The sequence below is a fragment of the Actinotalea sp. Marseille-Q4924 genome, from assembly GCF_916618755.1.
Classification (GTDB): domain Bacteria; phylum Actinomycetota; class Actinomycetes; order Actinomycetales; family Cellulomonadaceae; genus Actinotalea.
In genome coordinates this window covers 16791-34308 of sequence record NZ_CAKAKB010000003.1, presented here as the reverse complement: position 1 = coordinate 34308, position 17518 = coordinate 16791, and the positions used below count along the sequence as shown (strand labels likewise).

The following is a 17518-nucleotide window of genomic DNA, read 5'->3' as shown; positions in this document are numbered from 1 at the left end:
GCCGCTGCCCGCCTCAGGCGCGGTGGCGGCCGGAGGCCCGCGGCGTGTAGGCGGGTCGCAGGACGTCCTCGACGAGCGCCTCGCGCTGGTCGTGGGGCAGGAAGGCGCTCCAGCCTGCCGTCAGCGCCACGTCGCGCAGCTCCTCCAGCCCCCAGCCGGCGTGCTCCACCAGCTGGGCGTACTCCTGGGTCATCGAGGTCCCCGACATGAGCCGGTTGTCGGTGTTGACGGTCACGGCGAAGCCCAGCCGCGCCAGCGGCGTGATCGGGTGCTCCGCGATCGACGACGACGCCCCGGTCTGCACGTTGGACGTGGGGCACACCTCCAGCGGGATCTGCTGGTCCCGGACCCAGTGGGCCAGGTGCCCCAGCCGTGCCCCGTCGGTGCCCCACGGGTCCGTCTCGGTGCGTGCGCCGAGCTGGACGTCGTCGATGAGCCGGACGCCGTGCCCGATCCGCAGCGCGCCGGCGAGGTGCACGGCCTCCGCGATCGAGGTCACGCCGGCCCCCTCCCCGGCGTGGACCGTCGTCGGGAAGCTCGCGTAGCGCACGGTGCGGAACGCGGCGGCGTGGCGTGCCGCCGGGTGACCCGCCTCGGGTCCGGCGAGGTCGAGCGCCACGACGCCCGCGTCGCGGTTGGCGAGCGCGAGGCGCGCGATCGTCGTGCTGTGCTCCGACGGGCGCATCGTGGTGAGGACCTGGGTGACGCCGATGCGACCCCCGGCGGCCGCGACCTCGGCGACGCCCTCCTCGAGGCCCGCGCGGACGGCGTCGACCACCTGCTGCGGCTCGAGCCCTCCGGCCAGGTGCAGCTCGGGGGCGTACCGCTGCTCGGCGTGCACGACGCCGTCGGCGGCGAGGTCGAGCACGGCCTCCCGCGCCACGCGGCGCAGGGCGTCCGCGGTCTGCATCACGGCCACCGTGTGCCGGAACGTCTCCAGGTAGCGCTCCAGCGAGCCCGACGTGGCGCCCTGGACGAACCAGTCCCGCAGCGCGGCCTCGTCCGACGCGGGCAGCTCGTACCCCGCCGCGTCCGCGAGCTCGAGGACGGTGCCCGGCCGGAGCCCGCCGTCGAGGTGGTCGTGCAGCAGCACCTTGGGCAGCGCAGCGAGGTCGGTGGTCGGCTCCGGTGCGGTCATGGCTCCACGCTATCGGCCCGGCCGGGGCCGGCAGCGGGCGTCACGACGGGTAGGCGTCGTGCTCGTCCTCGGGGACCTCGATCGACTGCTCGATCACGTCGGCCTCCGACCCGTCCCGGTCGCCGACGGCCTCCGGCGTGCCCTGGTCCGGGGCGTCGCCGTCGGCCTCCTGCGCCTGCTCCCAGGCGTCCGCCTCCGGTGCGTCGTCCGGGAGCGCCTGAGGGCGCTGGCCCGCGAGCTGCTCGCGCTGGGCGTCCACGTCCACGGGCGCGCCCTCGTCGCTCAGGTCCGGCTTGGGCGCGCGGGGCTGGTCCGCCGCCTCGACGGGAGCGGTCGTCCGGCTGGGGTCCTGCGGGGCGGAGCTGTCGGGCGGGACCAGTCCCGTGTCGGCCCATGTGCTGTCACCGGGTGTCGTGCTCATCGCTTCGCCTCTCACTCGGGACGGACGGTCGGGACCATCCTTGCCCGCCCTCGCGCGCGCCGCCAGCGAACGGACCCGGCCCGCGACCACCACCGCCGGAGCGCCGCGGCGCGACGCCTCAGCGGGATCCCTGCGCGACGGGCGCCACCACCCACGCCAGGTGGCGCCACCGGCCGAGCGCGGGGTGCGGACGGTCCCCGACGAGCAGCTCCGCGGTCGGCACCCGCACGACGACGCCCCGGCTCGGCTCGAAGACGTCCAGCACGTCGTCGTCGACGCCCACGGCCAGCACGACGTGCCGCGGCACGGCCGCCGCCCACCCCTGCCTGGCGTCTCCCCCGCTGTAGAGCGGCACCGGCACGCCCGCCGCCAGCCAGGCCCGGACGCCGGCCAGCTCGGCCCGCAGCGTGACGGGGTCCGTGTCGTCCAGCGGCCGGTGCGTCCACCGCACGCCGGGGAACCGCGCGACCCGGGCGGCCCCCCACGGCGGGGTGCCGAGCGCCTCCGGCCACGGCGGTCCGAGGCCGGAGCCGTCGTTCGTCCGCCGCTTCACGACCCGGTGCACCGCGTGGAACCGCGCCGCCGCCGGGGCGTCGGCCAGCCACGCCAGCGCGGACGACGGCGCCCCGGCGAGCTCGGGCGGGAGCGCCGCCCCCGCGAGACGCCCGGACACGAGCCAGCGCTCGAGGGTCGGGTCGCCCAGGGCCGCGAGCACCGTCAGCGCCGCGGAGCCGCAGGTGGTGGCGTCCCGCTGACGACCCGGGCCGGCGAGCCGTCTGGCCGTCGCCCGCACCCGGGCCGAGGCCACCGGGTCCGGCGGCGGCGCCGGGGCCGCCGCCCCGGACCACCCCAGCCGGCGCAGCACCGTCGAGAGCTGGGCGGCGGGCAGCACCGTGGCCTCAGTCCGCGGCGATCCGGTCGATGACGAGGGGGCGTTCCGGCGGCCGTGAGCCCTCCGGCGCGACGGTGACCGCCTCGGCGAGGGCCGCCCGCGCCCGGTCGAAGCGTTCGGGGGTGTCCGTGTGGAGCGTCATGAGGACCTCGCCCGCGCGCACGACCGCACCGGGCCGGGCGTGCAGCTCGACCCCCGCGCCGGCCTGCACCGGGTCCTCCTTGCGGGCACGCCCGGCCCCGAGCCGCCACGCCGCGACACCGACCGCCAGCGCGTCGAGCCCGACGACGACGCCGTCGGCCGGGGCGAGCACCTGCTCCTGGTGCCGGGCCACGGGCAGCGGCGCTCCGGGGTCCCCGCCCTGCGCCGCGATCATCCGGCGCCAGACGTCCATCGCCCGCCCGTCGCGGAGGGCGTCGGCCGGGTCGACGTCGGTCCGCCCCGCACCCTCGAGCATCTCGCGCGCGAGCGCGACGGTCAGCTCGACGACGTCCGCCGGACCGCCGCCCGCCAGGACCTCGACGGACTCCCGGACCTCCAGCGCGTTGCCGGCCGTGAGGCCCAGCGGCGTGGACATGTCGGTGAGCAGCGCCACGGTCCGCACGCCGGCGTCCGTGCCGAGGGCGACCATGGTGCGGGCGAGCTCGCGTGCCTGGCCCTCGTCCTTCATGAAGGCGCCGGAGCCCACCTTGACGTCGAGGACGAGGGCCCCGGTGCCCTCGGCGATCTTCTTGCTCATGATCGAGGAGGCGATGAGCGGGATCGCCTCGACGGTGCCGGTGACGTCCCGCAGCGCGTAGAGCTTGCGGTCGGCCGGCGCGAGCCCGGACCCGGCCTGGCAGATGACGGCGCCCACGTCCTCCAGCTGCGCCATCATCTCGGCGTTGGTCAGGGCCGCGCGCCACCCGGGGATCGCCTCGAGCTTGTCCAGCGTCCCGCCGGTGTGACCGAGCCCGCGGCCGGACAGCTGCGGCACCGCGACCCCGCACGCCGCGACGAGCGGCGCGAGCGGCAGCGTGATCTTGTCCCCGACCCCGCCGGTCGAGTGCTTGTCCGCCGTGGGCCGGGTCAGCCGCGAGAACTCCATGCGCTCGCCGGACGCGATCATCGCCGCCGTCCAGCGGGAGATCTCCGCCCGGTCCATGCCGTTGAGGAGGATCGCCATGGCCAGCGCCGACATCTGCTCGTCGGCGACCACTCCACGGGTGTAGGCGTCGACGACCCAGTCGATCTCCTCCGGGGACAGCCGGCCACGGTCCCGCTTGGTGCGGATCACGTCGACCGCGTCGAACGGCTCGTGCTGCTCGTCGTGGTGGTGCTGCGCCATGTCCGTCCCGTCCTCAGGCCCGCTCGTGGAGGTCGTCCGGACCGAAGGCGTCCGGCAGGACCTCGCTCATGGTCTTGATGCCGCTGACCGTCTCCACCAGCAGGTCCGCGCCGCCGTGCTCCCACAGGAGCTGCCGGCACCGGCCGCAGGGCATGAGCGTGCTGCCGTGGCCGTCCACGCACGTGAACGCCACGAGCCGCCCTCCGCCGGACGCGGCGAGCGCGCTCACGAGCCCGCACTCGGCGCACAGCCCGACCCCGTACGAGGCGTTCTCGACGTTGCAGCCGACGACGACGCGGCCGTCGTCGACGAGCGCCGCCGCCCCGACCGGGAAGCGGGAGTACGGCGCGTACGCCGTCGTCATCGCCGCGCGCGCGGCGGCCCGCAGGGACCCCCAGTCGACCTCGGGATGCGTCATGTCGGGCCCTCCTGGTCCGGTCACTCCTTGATGTAGGGAACGCCGTCGGCCGCAGGGGCCCGGGACCGGCCGACGAGGCCGGCCACGGCGAAGAGCGTGACCACGTACGGGAGCATGAGCATGAACTGGCTCGGCACCGGGGCGCCGACCAGGCTCAGCATGTCGTCGAGGTTCGAGGCGAACCCGAACAGCAGGGCGGCCAGCGCCGCCCGCAGCGGGTCCCACTTGCCGAAGATCACCGCGGCCAGGGCGATGAAGCCGGCACCGGCCGTCATCTCCTTGCCGAAGGACGACACCGCGACGACCGTGTAGAAGGCGCCGCCGACGCCCACGATCCCGCCGGCGATGAGCACGGCCCGGTACCGCGTGCGCTGCACCTTGATGCCGACCGTGTCGGCCGCCTTGGGGTGCTCGCCGACGGCGCGCAGCCGCAGGCCCCACCGGGTCCGGTACAGCGCGAACCACACCGCCGGGACGGTCACGTACGCGAGGTAGACCAGCACCGACTGCTGGAAGAGCGCCGGGCCCACGATCGGGATCTCGGACAGCACGGGGATGGCGACCCGCGAGAAGCGCTCGGTGTCGTTCAGCCGCTCGGCGCTCGGGACGAGCACCTCGGAGTAGAAGAAGCTGGTCAGGCCGATGACCAGGACGTTGAGGACGACGCCGACGATGACCTGGTCCACCTTGTAGGTGATGGTGAACAGGCCGAGGACGAGGGCGACGGCCATGCCGGCCAGGACGGCGGCGACGAGACCCGCCACCGGGCTGTCGGTCAGCGACGCGGTGATGGCGGCGGCGAAGGCGCCGAGCAGCAGCTGCGCCTCGATGGCGATGTTCACCACGCCGGCACGCTCCCCGATGACGCCGCCCAGGGCCCCGAAGAGGATCGGCACGGAGAGCAGGACCGCCCCGCCGATGAGGCGGACGACCGGGAAGTCCTGGGGGCTGCCGGCGCCTGCCCACGAGAGGAACGCCACGAGCAGCAGGACGGCGAAGAGGATCGGGACCAGCACCGGGAGGCGACGCTCGGCACGCACCCGGAGCCAGGCGACGCCCGCCAGGAGCGCGGCCAGGGCGACGCACGTCCACGCGGTGGCCATCCCGGGGAGCGCGACGTCCGGCAGCCGCAGGGCGTCGCCCTCGGCGCCCAGGCGGAACTGGACGTCGCCCTCGCGCGGCGACAGCAGGAGCAGGAGCGCCATGAGGGCGGTCACGACGGTGAGCACGAGGGCGCTCTTCCGGCTCACCACCGTCACGTGCCGCAGGTCCGCCGAGACGGACGCCGACGAGGGGGTCGCGGTCGCGGTGCTCATGCCGCCACCTCCTTCTGCTTGCTGCGCGATCGCGGCCTGCGCGTGGGACGCTCCCCGGGCTGGGGCAGGCGGAACACCGCCCGGACCAGGGGCGGGGCCGCGATGAAGAGCACGATGAGCGACTGGACGACCAGGACGATCTCGATCGGGACGTTCTCGGACGCCTGCATCACCGAGCCGCCGGCCTTGAAGGCGCCGAAGAGGATCGCCGCGAACAGGACGCCGATCGGCGAGGACCGGCCGAGCAGCGCCACGGTGATCGCGTCGAAGCCGATGCCGGCGTCGATGTCGGAGCTGAACCCGGTCGTCACGGTCCCGAGCACCTGGGTGGCGCCCGCGAGGCCGAGGAGGCCGCCGGCGACGAGCATCACCGACACGGTGGTCCGGGGGACGTCGATGCCGGCCACCCGGGCGGCGGCCGGGTTCTCCCCGACCGCACGGAACGTGAAGCCCAGCCGCGACCGGTTGAGCAGCCACCAGACGAAGGCGACCGCGACCAGGGCGAAGACCAGACCCCAGTGGACGTTGTACCGCGGCCCGAGCAGGTCGGGCAGGACGGCGGTGTCCTGCATCGGCGGCGTCTTGGGGTTGGCGGAGCCGGGAGCCTGGAGCAGGCCCGGCGTCGCCAGCATGTACGAGACCAGGTAGAAGGCGATGTAGTTGAGCATGATCGTCGTGATGACCTCGTGCGCCCCCGTGGCCGCCTTGAGGAGACCCGCGATCCCCGCCCACACCGCACCGGCGGCGATGCCCGCCGCCATCGCCACGAGCAGGTGCAGGACGACGGGAAGCTCCATCCCGAAGCCGACCCAGCCCGCTGCGGCGGCCGCGACGAGCATCTGCCCCCGACCGCCGATGTTGAACAGCCCCGCCCGGAACGCGAGGGCGACACCCAGGCCGGCACCGATGAGCGGCGTGGCGAAGTTGAGCGAGTTCATCAGCGGCCGGATGGCGCCGGCGGCGTCCTCGGCCTGGAAGTTCCAGACCGCGCCGCGGAAGAGGGCGGCGTACGCGCTGCCCACCGCACTGCCGACGGCCGCGAACGTGTCGCCCGGGCGCGAGAAGAAGTACCCCGAGGCCTCCTGCACGGCCTCGTCGGTGACCGCGATCATGATGGAGCCGGCGATGACGGCCAGGAGGACCGCGCCGACCGACACGACCCAGCCGCCCTGCGTGACGCGGCGGAGCGCGTCGTGCCAGCGTCCGTCGCCGGAGCCCGGCACGACGTGCCCCTCGGTGTCACCGGTCCGGTCGGCCTGGAGCACGGCCTGACGGGCGCCCGCGTCCTCCTCACCGACGTGCTGCGGGCGGGCGACCTCGTCGCCACCCAGCTGACGGTCCTCGCTCATGCCGCACTCTCCTCGGGCGCGATGCCCGCCATCATCAGGCCCAGGACGTCCCGCGGGGTGTCCGAGGGCACGATGCCCACGACCCGTCCGCGGTACATCACCAGGATCCGGTCGCCGAGGGCCACCGCCTCGTCCAGCTCCGTGGAGACCACGACGACCGGCACACCCGCGTCGCGCGTCGCGATGATCCGCTTGTGGATGAACTCGATCGAGCCCACGTCGACACCGCGCGTGGGCTGGGCCGCGACCAGGAGCCGCAGGTCCTTCGACAGCTCGCGCGCGACGACGACCTTCTGCTGGTTCCCGCCGGACAGCCGGCCCACCGGTTCCGCGGCTCCCTGGGTGCGGATGTCGAACTCGTCGATCGCCGCGGTGGCGAAGCGCTCGAGCTCGTCCAGCTGCAGCACGCCACGGCGCACGAACGGCGGGCCGCTGATCCGGTCGAGCATGAGGTTCTCCGCGACGCTGAAGGCGCCGACGAGCCCGTCCGTGCTCCGGTCCTCCGGGACGAAGCCGACACCGGCGTCGAGCACCTCCCGGACGCTCCGGCCGGCGAGCTCCTGGCCGTCCAGCCGGATGCTGCCCGAGACGTGCGACTGGAGGCCCACCAGGGCCTCCGTCAGCTCCGTCTGACCGTTGCCCTGCACGCCCGCGACGACGAGCACCTCACCGCCACGCACCGAGAAGCTGACGTCGTCGACGACGACGGTGCCCTTGGTGTCCCGCACGTCGAGCCCGGACACCTCGAGCAGCGCGTCGGCGATCCGCGGCGGCTCCTTGTGGACCGTGAGCTCGACCGCGCGGCCGACCATGAGGGCGGCGAGCTCGGCGTCGGTCGAGTCGGGAGCGGCCTCGCCGACGACCCGTCCCCGACGGACGACGGTGATCCGGTCCGCGACCGCGCGGACCTCCCGCAGCTTGTGGGTGATGAAGACGATCGCGGCGCCCGACTCCTTGAGCTGGCGCATGATGCCCATGAGCTCGTCGGTCTCCTGGGGCGTGAGCACGGCCGTCGGCTCGTCGAAGACGAGGACCTTGGCGTCCCGCGACAGCGCCTTGATGATCTCGACCCGCTGCTGCACGCCCACGGGCAGGTCCTCGACGAGCGCGTCGGGGTCGACGTGGAACCCGAAGCGCGCGGCGATCTCGCGCACGCGCTCGCGTGCGGCGTCGAGGTCGAGCCGGCCCCCGGACAGCGTCTGCTCGTGACCGAGCATGACGTTCTCCGCCACGGTGAACACCGGGATGAGCATGAAGTGCTGGTGGACCATGCCGATGCCCGCCGCCATGGCGTCACCGGGCCCGCGGAAGTGCTGCTCGGCGCCGTCCAGCAGGATCGTGCCCTCGTCGGCCGTGTACAGGCCGTACAGCACGTTCATCAGCGTGGACTTGCCCGCTCCGTTCTCGCCGAGCAGGCAGTGGATCTGGCCCGGCTCGATCGTGAGCGAGATGTGGTCGTTGGCGACCAGGGAGCCGAAGCGCTTGGTGATGTCTCGGAGCTCGAGCGTCATCGCACGTCCGTCCTTGCAGCAGGGAGTACGGGAAGGGCTGACGCACGCGTTCCCGGCGGCCCGTCAGGACCACCGGGAACGCGTGCGTCAGGCGGTCACTCGCTCAGGTACGAGGTGACCTCGACCTCACCGGCGATGATCGCCTCGCGGAGCGCCTCGACCTCGGCCCACAGCTCGGGGTCGACCTTGTCCTCGAAGTTGTGCAGCGGCGCGAGGCCGACGCCCTCGTTCTCCAGCGTGCCGACGTACGCCTCGAAGTCGAGGTCCCCGTTGCCCGCGGCCGTGACGGCCTCGTACACGGAGACGTCCATCTTCTTGAGGATCGACGTGAGGATGATCTCCTGCGTGCTCGGGTCCGTCTCGAACACGTCGGCGTCGACGCCGATGAGCGCGACCTCGGAGCCGGAGTCCGCGATGGCGTCCATGGCCGACTGGTAGATCGGGCCACCGACGGGGAGCAGCACGTCCGCGCCCTGGTCGATGAGGCCGGCCGCGACCTGCTTGGCCGTGTCGTTGGCCTCGAAGCCACCGGTGAACGAACCCTGGTCACCGCCCTGGTACCCGACGACCTGCACGTCCGTGCCGTTCTCGGCGTTGTAGTGCTCGACGCCCTGGGCGAAGCCGTCCATGAAGATCGTCACGGTCGGGAAGGGCTGGCCGCCGAAGGTGCCGACGACCCCGCTCGTGGAGTAGCCCGCCGCCAGGTAGCCGGCGAGGAACGCCGCCTGCGCCGTGTCGTAGAGGATCGGCTTGACGTTCTCGGCGTCCTTGGTGCCGTCGAAGTCGTTGTCCGCGGCGTCGTCGATGAGGACGAACTCGATGTCGGGGTTGGCGTTCGCCGCCTCCACCGTCGCGGCCGACAGCGCGAAGCCGACGGTCACGATCGTGTTGCAGCCCTCGGACACGAGCGAGTCGATGTTCGGGGCGTAGTCGGTCTCGGAGTCCGACTGGACCTCCGCCATCTCGGCGCCCAGCTCCTCGACGGCCTTCTGCACGCCCTCGTAGCTGAGCTGGTTGAAGGACTTGTCGTCGAAGCCGCCGGCGTCGGAGACGATGCAGGCCTTGAAGTCGATCGCCTCAGCGGTCTCCTCGGTGGTCTCCTCGGCGCTGGGTTCGTCGCCACCGGCCGCCGGCGCCTCCTCCTCCTCGGGGGCGGCTCCACAGGCTGCCAGGGTCAGGGCCGTCGCAGCCGCCAGGGCTGCAACTCGCGTCACTCTCTTCACGTCGTACTCCTGATTCGTCACTCGACGTCGGTGCCGCCAGGAGCCCGCGGGGTTTCCGCCGGCTCCGTCGCCGCGGACCGACCGCGTCTGGTCGGCTGGTTCAGCGACCACACCCTAGTGCCGGGTTTGAACCGGCTGGGTTACCGACTGGTACGTCCGGGGGTTCCGTTACGCAACCGGAATGTTGGCCCTCACCCCGTCCGCCGCGGGAAGGGACCGAGGTCCCGCCGGGCCGGCTCAGCCCTGCGGTAGCGCGTCGTCGGTCGTCGGCCGGCCGGCGAGGACCGCCACACGGGCCAGGAGCTGGGCACCGATCCCGATGGCGCGCTCGTCGACCCGGAAGTCCCCCTGGTGCAGGTCGAACGCCGGCCCACCGGGCGCGCGCGTGCCCAGCCGCGCCATCGCGCCGGGGGCCCGGGTGAGCAGCCAGGCGAAGTCCTCGCCGCCGAGGGACTGCTCCGTCAGCACCACGCCGTCGCGGCCGAGCATGTCCCGCGCGGCCTGGTCCAGGACCCGCGTCGCCTGCTCGTCGTTGACCACGGGCGGCACGCCGCGCTGCACGTGCACATCGGCCTCGACCTCGTAGGGGGCGACGACGTGCTCCACCGCCTCGCGAAGCACGCGCGAGGCCTCCTCCCAGGCCCGGGACTCCAGGCAGCGCAGCGTGCCGCGCACGTGACCCGACGCCGGGATCGCGTTGGGCGCGCCGCCGGCGTTGACGATCCCCCACGTGAGGTTGACCCCGGCCCGCGGGTCGAGCCGGCGCCCGAGGACGGCGGGCACCTCCGTGAGCACCTTGCCGAGCGCGAAGACGAGGTCCCCCGTGACGTGCGGGCGCGAGGTGTGGCCGCCGGGTGACGTGAGCGTGACCGTGACGTCGTCGGAGGCCGACGTGATGGCGCCGATGCGCGTCCCGACGTGGCCCACCTCCAGCCGCGGGTCGCAGTGGACGGCGAAGACCTGGCCGACGCCGTCCATCGCCCCGCCGTCGATCGCGTCGAGCGCGCCCCCGGGCTGGACCTCCTCGGCGGCCTGGAAGAGCAGTCGCACCCCCGTGGGGAGGTCCCCGCTGTCCGCCAGCCGGGCGAGCACGAGCCCGGCGCCGAGGACCGCGGCGGTGTGCACGTCGTGACCGCACGCGTGCGCCGCCCCGGCGGTCGCCGACTCCCACGGCTCGCCGCAGCGGTCCGGCACGGGCAGGGCGTCGAGGTCCGCCCGCAGCAGCACGCGCCGTCGGCCGGTCGCCACCGCGCTCGGGCCGATGTCGCAGACCAGACCGGTCCCCGGCAGCGGGCGCGGGCTGAGACCGGCGGCCCGCAGCCGCTCGGCCACGAGGTCGGTGGTCCGGCGCTCGGTCCGCGCGACCTCAGGGTGCGCGTGGAGGTCCCGACGCACCGCCACGAGCTCCGCCTCGATCGCGTCGACGGCGGCGCGGATGCGCTCGGCGGGCACGGTCGTGGAGGTGTCGATCACCCCACGAGGGTAGTTCCTCGCCGCGCGACGGACCCGCTCGCCCGGATCCGAGGACGGAACGGACCACAGATCAGGGCACAGGTCAGAGGAGGTCCTCGCGGCCGGCTGCGCGCACCGCGTCGACGACCGCCTTCACGCCCTGCGCGTGATCGCGGGTGGTGACGAGGACGGCGTCGGGGGTGTCGACGACGACGACGTCCGGCACGCCGAGGACGGTCACGAGGCGCCCGGTCGAGGTGGCCACGAGGGGCCGCTCCGCGTCGACCACGAGGACGTCGTCACGCGCGCCCAGCACCCGCACACCGTCGGCGCCTGCGGGCAGCAGCCCCGCCAGCGAGGCGAAGTCGCCGACGTCGTCCCACGCGAAGTCGCCCGGGACGACGGCCACGCCGCCCTCGGCCGCGACCGGCTCCGCGACCGCGTGGTCGATGGCGATGCGCTGCAGCCGCGGCCACACGCGGTCCAGCACCTCGGCGCGCCGGGGGGTGTCCCAGGCCTGCGCGAGCTCCCGGAGGCCGGCGTGCAGCTGGGGCAGGAGGCGCTCGAGGTGGCCGAGGAGCACCTCCGCCCGCACGAGGAAGATGCCCGCGTTCCAGCGGTACTCCCCGGTGGCGAGGTACTCGGCCGCGGTCTGCGCGTCGGGCTTCTCCGTGAAGCCCGCCGCGACGCGCACGTCCGGCGCGTCGGCGAGCCCGAGCGACGCCCCGCTGCGCACGTAGCCGAAGGCCGTCGACGGCCCGGTCGCCGCGATCCCGACCGTGACCACGTGCCCGGCGCGAGCCGCCACGACGCCCTGGCGCACCGCCTCGGCGAACCCCGGGCCGGCGTCGATGACCTGGTCCGCGGCGAACGATCCGACGACGGGGTCGCCGTGCCGCTGCGCCAGGACGGCGGCGGCCAGGCCGATGGCCGCCATCGAGTCGCGCGGCGAGGGCTCCGCCAGGACGTCCTCGGGCGCCAGCCCCGGCAGCTGCTCCCTCACCGCCGTGACGTGCCGCTGCCCCGTCACGACGACGACGCCCCGGCTCAGCGGCGCCAGGCGGTCGACCGTCGCCTGCAGGAGGCTCCGCCCGCTGCCGGTGAGGTCGTGCAGGAACTTGGGGCTGCCCGCGCGGGACAGGGGCCACAGCCGCGTCCCGGCGCCACCGGCGGGGACGATCGCGTGCAGGTCGTCGATGCGGGAGCTCGTCACCGGACCATCCTGGCAGAGCCGGCACCTGTGGCTTTGATCACAGCAGTGCTCGCCCGCGTGCGGCCGACGTGCGGCGCGGGACCCTGGACCCTTGCGCCCCGCTGAGGCGGCGTGGGCCGTGGGCAGCGGGACGGTCGTACAGTGTTGGCGCAGCGCCGCACCCGGCCGACGACGGCCGGGCGGTCCGCAGCGACGACGTCGTCCCCTCGACCGGAGGTCCGAACAGTGCCCGAGAAGCCGGCCGGCACGCTCTACCGAGGCCGCGAGGGGATGTGGTCCTGGGTGGCCCACCGCGTGACCGGGTTCCTCATCTTCTTCTTCCTCCTCGTCCACGTGCTCGACACGTCGCTCGTGCGGGTGTCGCCGGAGGCCTACAACCTCGTCATCGGGTCGTACAAGAACCCCGTGATGGGCCTGGGCGAGGCCGGTCTGGTCGCGGCGATCGTCTTCCACGCCTTCAACGGCATCCGCGTGATGCTCGTGGACTTCTGGTCCCAGGGGACCCGGTACCACCGGGTGATGCTCTGGGCCGTGGTCGGCCTCGTCGTCGTGACGATGGCCGGCTTCCTCCCCCGCCACCTCGCGAACGTCTTCGGAGGCTGAACGATGGCGACGACCACTCCCCCCGCCCTGGCGGCGCCGCGCAGCCCGCGGGCCCCGCGCTCACGCGGCCGGTCCCGCACCAACCTGGAGATGGTCGGCTGGCTCTTCATGCGGCTGTCCGGGGTGCTCCTCCTGGTGCTGATCTTCGGGCACCTCTTCGTCAACCTCGTCCAGGGCGAGGGGATCAACCGCATCGACTTCGCGTTCGTCGGCGGCAAGTGGGCCTCGCCGTTCTGGCAGTTCTGGGACCTGGCGATGCTGTGGCTCGCGATGATCCACGGCACCAACGGCATGCGGACGATCATCAACGACTACGCGGAGCGTGACGGCACCCGCCTCGTGCTGAAGACGCTGCTGTACCTCGCGTTCCTCGTGACGGTCGTGCTCGGCACCCTGGTCATCTTCACCTTCGAGCCCTGCCCGATCGGCGCCCCGGCCGACCTGCTGCCGTCGTTCTGCCCTGCCCCCTGACGGGCCCTCACCGACGAAGGACTGACGAGAACCGATGCAGACCCACCAGTACGACGTCGTCATCGTCGGCGCGGGCGGCGCGGGCATGCGTGCAGCGCTGGAGTCCTCGACGCGCGCACGCACGGCCGTCATCTCCAAGCTCTACCCGACCCGCTCCCACACCGGCGCCGCGCAGGGCGGCATGTGCGCCGCCCTCGCGAACGTCGAGGAGGACAACTGGGAGTGGCACACCTTCGACACGGTCAAGGGTGGGGACTACCTCGTCGACCAGGACGCGGCCGAGGTCATGGCCAAGGAGGCCATCGACGCGGTGCTCGACCTGGAGAAGATGGGCCTGCCGTTCAACCGCACGCCGGAGGGCCGGATCGACCAGCGCCGGTTCGGCGGGCACACCCGCAACCACGGCGAGGCGGCCGTGCGCCGCTCCTGCTACGCGGCGGACCGCACCGGCCACATGATCCTGCAGACCCTCTACCAGCAGTGCGTCAAGCAGGACGTGGAGTTCTACAACGAGTTCTACGTGCTCGACGTCGTCCTCACCCACGACCTCACCGCCGGTGACGTCCCCGCCGGCGAGGAGGTGTCGGTCGCGGGCGTCGTCGCCTACGACCTCGCCACCGGCGAGATCCACGTGTTCCGGGCGAAGTCCGTCGTCTTCGCCACGGGCGGTGCCGGCAAGATCTACAAGACCACCTCCAACGCCCACACCCTGACGGGCGACGGCATGGCGCTGGCGCTGCGTCGCGGCATCCCGCTGGAGGACATGGAGTTCTTCCAGTTCCACCCGACAGGTCTCGCCGGGCTCGGCATCCTCCTGTCCGAGGCGGCGCGCGGCGAGGGCGCGATCCTGCGCAACAGCGAGGGCGAGCGCTTCATGGAGCGCTACGCCCCCACCATCAAGGACCTGGCACCGCGGGACATGGTCGCGCGCGCGATGGCGAACGAGGTCCGGGAGGGCCGCGGCTGCGGCCCGAACAAGGACTACGTGCTCCTCGACCTCACCCACCTCGAGCCGGCGCACATCGACGCCAAGCTGCCGGACATCACGGAGTTCGCGCGGACCTACCTCGGCGTCGAGCCGTACACGGAGCCCGTGCCGGTGTACCCCACCGCGCACTACGCCATGGGCGGCGTCCCGACGACCATCGACGCCGAGGTGCTGCGCAACAACACGGACGTCGTGCGGGGCCTCTTCGCGGCCGGCGAGGTGGCCTGCGTGTCCGTGCACGGCTCCAACCGGCTCGGCACGAACTCGCTGCTGGACATCAACGTGTTCGGCAAGCGCGCCGGGATCGCCGCGGCGCGCTACGCCGAGACCGCCTCCTGGCACGAGATGCCCGACGACGCGTCCGTCCCGACGGTCCAGTACATCGAGCGGCTGCGGGACCACGCCACGGGCGAGCGCATCGCGGACATCCGCCGCGAGCTGCAGGAGACGATGGACCGCAACGCGCAGGTGTTCCGCACCAAGGAGTCGCTCACGGAGGCCCTGGCGGACATCGCCGGGCTCAAGAAGCGCTACCGCGACGCGAGCGTCCAGGACAAGGGTCGTCGCTTCAACACCGACCTCATGGAGGGCGTGGAGCTCGGCTTCCTCCTGGACCTCGCCGAGGTCGTCGTCGTCGGTGCGCTGGCCCGGGAGGAGTCGCGCGGCGGGCACTTCCGCGAGGACTTCCCGACGCGCGACGACGAGAAGTTCCTGCTGCACACCATGGCCTACCTGCGTCCCGGCGCCGACGGCACCGGGACGGTGGAGCTCGACTACAAGCCGGTGATCATCACCCGTTACCAGCCGATGGAGCGCAAGTACTGATGACTGCTGTCGCCGAGTCCACCCAGTCCACGCAGACGTCGTCCCGGGGCGAGGCCGGGGCCGTCCCGAGCTTCGACGTCACGCTGCGGATCCGCCGGTTCGACCCCGACACCAGCGCGGAGCCGCGCTGGGAGGAGTTCACGGTCACCGTCCACGGCACCGACCGCGTCCTCGACGCGATGCACAAGGTGAAGTGGGAGGTCGACGGGTCGCTGACGTTCCGCCGGTCGTGCGCCCACGGCATCTGCGGCTCCGACGCGATGCGGATCAACGGCCGCAACCGCCTGGCGTGCAAGGCTCTGCTCAAGGACCTCGACCCGTCCAAGCCCATCACGATCGAGCCGATCAAGGGCCTGCCGGTCATCAAGGACCTGGTCGTCGACATGGAGCCGTTCTTCGCGTCCTACCGCGAGGTCATGCCGTTCCTCATCACCGGCGGGAACGCGCCGACGAAGGAGCGGCTGCAGTCGCCCGAGGACCGCGCCCGCTACGACGACACCACCAAGTGCATCCTCTGCGCCGCGTGCACGTCCTCGTGCCCGGTGTTCTGGACCGACGGTCAGTACTTCGGCCCCGCCGCGATCGTCAACGCGCACCGGTTCATCTTCGACAGCCGGGACGAGGGCGCCGTGCAGCGCCTGGACATCCTCAACGACAAGGAGGGCGTCTGGCGCTGCCGGACGACCTTCAACTGCACGGAGGCGTGCCCGCGCGGCATCGAGGTCACGAAGGCGATCCAGGAGGTCAAGCGCGCGATGATCACGCGCGCGTTCTGAGGGGTCAGCCGCCGAGCCGGAACGGGGCGACCGGGCGCCAGACGCCGTCGTCGCCGTGCTCGTAGACCTGCACGGTGTCCACGGCGAACACGGCCTCGAACCCGGCCATCTCCTCGAAGGCACGGTCCAGCGCGTCCTCCGCGACGTCGTGGGCGATGGTGACGTGCGGGTGGTAGTTGAACCGCACGTCCTGCTCGAGCGGTCCGCTGCGCACCGCCCGCTCGAGCTGCTCGCACTCCGCGATGCCCTCGACCACCTGGACGAAGACGACCGCGCTGACCGGGCGGAAGCTCCCGGTGCCGCGCAGGTGCAGCCGGAACGGCGCGTGGCGTGCGGCCACGTCCTCCAGGTGCGCGTACACCTCCGCGACCTCGTCCGGCTCGAGGACGGTGGGACCCAGCAGCGTCACGTGCGGCGGGATCGCGTCCGCCAGCGGGTCGCCGAAGCCCGCCCGCGCCGTCTGGAGCCGGCCGCCGTACGGCTGCGGCACCTCGATCGCGACGCCGACCCTGCGCTGGTCGCCCGTCCGCTCCGGGAGCCTCATCCCCGCGCCACCCGTGCCGGGAGCAGACCGACGGCGTCGTAGACGCGCTCGAGCGTCGCGCCGGCGATCGCCCGTGCGCGCTCGGCGCCCTCGGCGAGGACGGCATCCAGCTCCGCCGGGTCGTCCAGGTACTCGTGCACCTTCGCCTGGAACGGCTCGAGGAGCTCGAGGACGAGCTCCGCGAGCTCCTTCTTGAGGTCCCCGTAGCCCCGGCCCGCGAAGTGGTCCTCGAGCTCGGCGACCGGGCGCCCGCTCAGCGCCGAGTGGATCGTCAGCAGGTTGGACACCCCGGGCTTGGCCTCGCGGTCGAACCGGATCTCGCGCTCCGCGTCCGTGACGGCCGAGCGGATCCGCTTCGCGACGACCTTCGGGTCGTCCAGGAGCTCGACGAGCCCGTTCGGCGTGGACGCCGACTTGCTCATCTTCGACGTCGGCTCCTGCAGGTCGTAGATCTTCGCCGTCTCACGGACGATGTGCGGCTCGGGGACCACGAAGGTCCCCTCGTGCCGGGAGTTGACGCGCTGCGCCAGGTCGCGCGTGAGCTCCAGGTGCTGGCGCTGGTCCTCCCCCACCGGGACGAGGGCCGCGTCGTACAGCAGGATGTCCGCGGCCATGAGGACCGGGTAGGTGAAGAGCCCGACGTTGGCCGCCTCGGCTCCCCCGCGCGCGGACTTGTCCTTGAACTGGGTCATCCGCGACGCCTCGCCGAAGCCCGTGAAGCACGACAGCACCCAGGCGAGCTGGGTGTGCTCCGGGACGTGGCTCTGGACGAAGAGCAGGGAGCGGCCCGGGTCGACGCCCGCGGCGAGGTACTGCGCCGCCGTGCGGCGCGTCCGCTCCCGCAGCAGCGCCGGGTCCGGGCTCACCGTGAGGGCGTGCAGGTCGACGACCGTGTACAGCGCGTCGTAGTCGTCCTGGAGCGCCACCCAGCTGGTGAGGGCCCCGAGGTAGTTCCCGAGGTGCAGGGAGTCGGAGGTGGGCTGCATGCCGGAGAGGATGCGAGGTCGCTGCGCCGCGTCGGACATGCGGAGCATTCTCGCAGGCCGACCGG

Annotated in this window: 17 protein-coding genes; 4 read left to right on the top strand and 13 right to left on the bottom strand. The window is 73.2% G+C overall.

Annotated features, from left to right (window positions below; translation table 11 throughout):
- Positions 1-13: 13 nt before the first annotated feature.
- The 11 genes from LG379_RS06825 to LG379_RS06775 form a co-directional block, all read right to left on the bottom strand.
- Positions 14-1138, bottom strand: coding sequence for an adenosine deaminase (locus tag LG379_RS06825; RefSeq protein WP_225753848.1), 1125 nt, complete (start codon positions 1136-1138; stop codon positions 14-16).
- Between the two features lie 40 nt (positions 1139-1178).
- Positions 1179-1559: a hypothetical protein gene (locus tag LG379_RS06820; protein WP_225753847.1), complete on the bottom strand. Its 381-nt coding sequence runs from the start codon at positions 1557-1559 to the stop codon at positions 1179-1181.
- Between the two features lie 118 nt (positions 1560-1677).
- The gene (locus LG379_RS06815) at positions 1678-2451 is read right to left on the bottom strand and encodes a hypothetical protein (RefSeq protein WP_225753846.1); all 774 of its coding nucleotides are present in this window, start codon (positions 2449-2451) and stop codon (positions 1678-1680) included.
- Between the two features lie 7 nt (positions 2452-2458).
- Positions 2459-3778, bottom strand: coding sequence for a thymidine phosphorylase (locus tag LG379_RS06810; RefSeq protein ID WP_225753845.1), 1320 nt, complete (start codon positions 3776-3778; stop codon positions 2459-2461).
- Between the two features lie 13 nt (positions 3779-3791).
- A complete protein-coding gene (locus LG379_RS06805) occupies positions 3792-4196 on the bottom strand; it encodes a cytidine deaminase (protein ID WP_225753844.1) in 405 nt (134 codons plus the stop codon).
- Between the two features lie 20 nt (positions 4197-4216).
- Positions 4217-5512 carry an ABC transporter permease gene (locus tag LG379_RS06800; protein ID WP_225753843.1) on the bottom strand — a complete coding sequence of 432 codons (1296 nt, stop codon included), beginning with the start codon at positions 5510-5512 and terminating at the stop codon, positions 4217-4219.
- Positions 5509-6861, bottom strand: a complete 1353-nt coding sequence (locus LG379_RS06795) for an ABC transporter permease (RefSeq protein WP_225753842.1) — start codon at positions 6859-6861, stop codon at positions 5509-5511. The genes LG379_RS06800 and LG379_RS06795 overlap by 4 nt, the downstream gene beginning before the upstream one ends.
- Entirely contained in the window at positions 6858-8372 is a 1515-nt protein-coding gene (locus tag LG379_RS06790; protein ID WP_225753841.1) for an ABC transporter ATP-binding protein, read from the bottom strand. Before LG379_RS06790 ends, LG379_RS06795 begins: the two co-directional genes overlap by 4 nt.
- A gap of 95 nt (positions 8373-8467) precedes the next feature.
- A complete protein-coding gene (locus tag LG379_RS06785) occupies positions 8468-9595 on the bottom strand; it encodes a BMP family protein (RefSeq protein WP_225753840.1) in 1128 nt (375 codons plus the stop codon).
- Between the two features lie 237 nt (positions 9596-9832).
- Positions 9833-11065 carry an amidohydrolase gene (locus tag LG379_RS06780; RefSeq protein WP_370634513.1) on the bottom strand — a complete coding sequence of 411 codons (1233 nt, stop codon included), beginning with the start codon at positions 11063-11065 and terminating at the stop codon, positions 9833-9835.
- Between the two features lie 85 nt (positions 11066-11150).
- Positions 11151-12260 (bottom strand): mannose-1-phosphate guanylyltransferase, encoded by a 1110-nt coding sequence (locus tag LG379_RS06775; RefSeq protein ID WP_225753838.1) that lies wholly within the window; start codon positions 12258-12260, stop codon positions 11151-11153.
- A gap of 225 nt (positions 12261-12485) precedes the next feature.
- Between LG379_RS06775 and sdhC the strand changes: the two genes are divergently transcribed.
- Genes sdhC through LG379_RS06755 form a run of 4 tightly spaced genes read left to right on the top strand, consistent with a single transcriptional unit; the run spans position 12486 to position 15923 of the window.
- Complete coding sequence (sdhC, locus tag LG379_RS06770) at positions 12486-12863, top strand: succinate dehydrogenase, cytochrome b556 subunit (protein WP_225753837.1); 378 nt, start codon at positions 12486-12488, stop codon at positions 12861-12863.
- Between the two features lie 3 nt (positions 12864-12866).
- On the top strand, positions 12867-13334 hold the full coding sequence (locus LG379_RS06765) for a succinate dehydrogenase hydrophobic membrane anchor subunit (protein ID WP_225753836.1): 468 nt from the start codon (positions 12867-12869) through the stop codon (positions 13332-13334).
- A gap of 34 nt (positions 13335-13368) precedes the next feature.
- Complete coding sequence (sdhA, locus tag LG379_RS06760; RefSeq protein WP_225753835.1) at positions 13369-15147, top strand: succinate dehydrogenase flavoprotein subunit; 1779 nt, start codon at positions 13369-13371, stop codon at positions 15145-15147.
- On the top strand, positions 15147-15923 hold the full coding sequence (locus LG379_RS06755; protein WP_225753834.1) for a succinate dehydrogenase iron-sulfur subunit: 777 nt from the start codon (positions 15147-15149) through the stop codon (positions 15921-15923). The genes sdhA and LG379_RS06755 overlap by 1 nt, the downstream gene beginning before the upstream one ends.
- A 4-nt stretch (positions 15924-15927) precedes the next feature.
- Here the strand turns inward: LG379_RS06755 and LG379_RS06750 are convergent, their stop codons facing one another.
- A complete protein-coding gene (locus LG379_RS06750) occupies positions 15928-16467 on the bottom strand; it encodes a 2'-5' RNA ligase family protein (protein ID WP_225753833.1) in 540 nt (179 codons plus the stop codon).
- A complete protein-coding gene (gene trpS / locus LG379_RS06745; protein WP_225753832.1) occupies positions 16464-17492 on the bottom strand; it encodes a tryptophan--tRNA ligase in 1029 nt (342 codons plus the stop codon). Before trpS ends, LG379_RS06750 begins: the two co-directional genes overlap by 4 nt.
- Between the last annotated feature and the right edge of the window lie 26 nt (positions 17493-17518).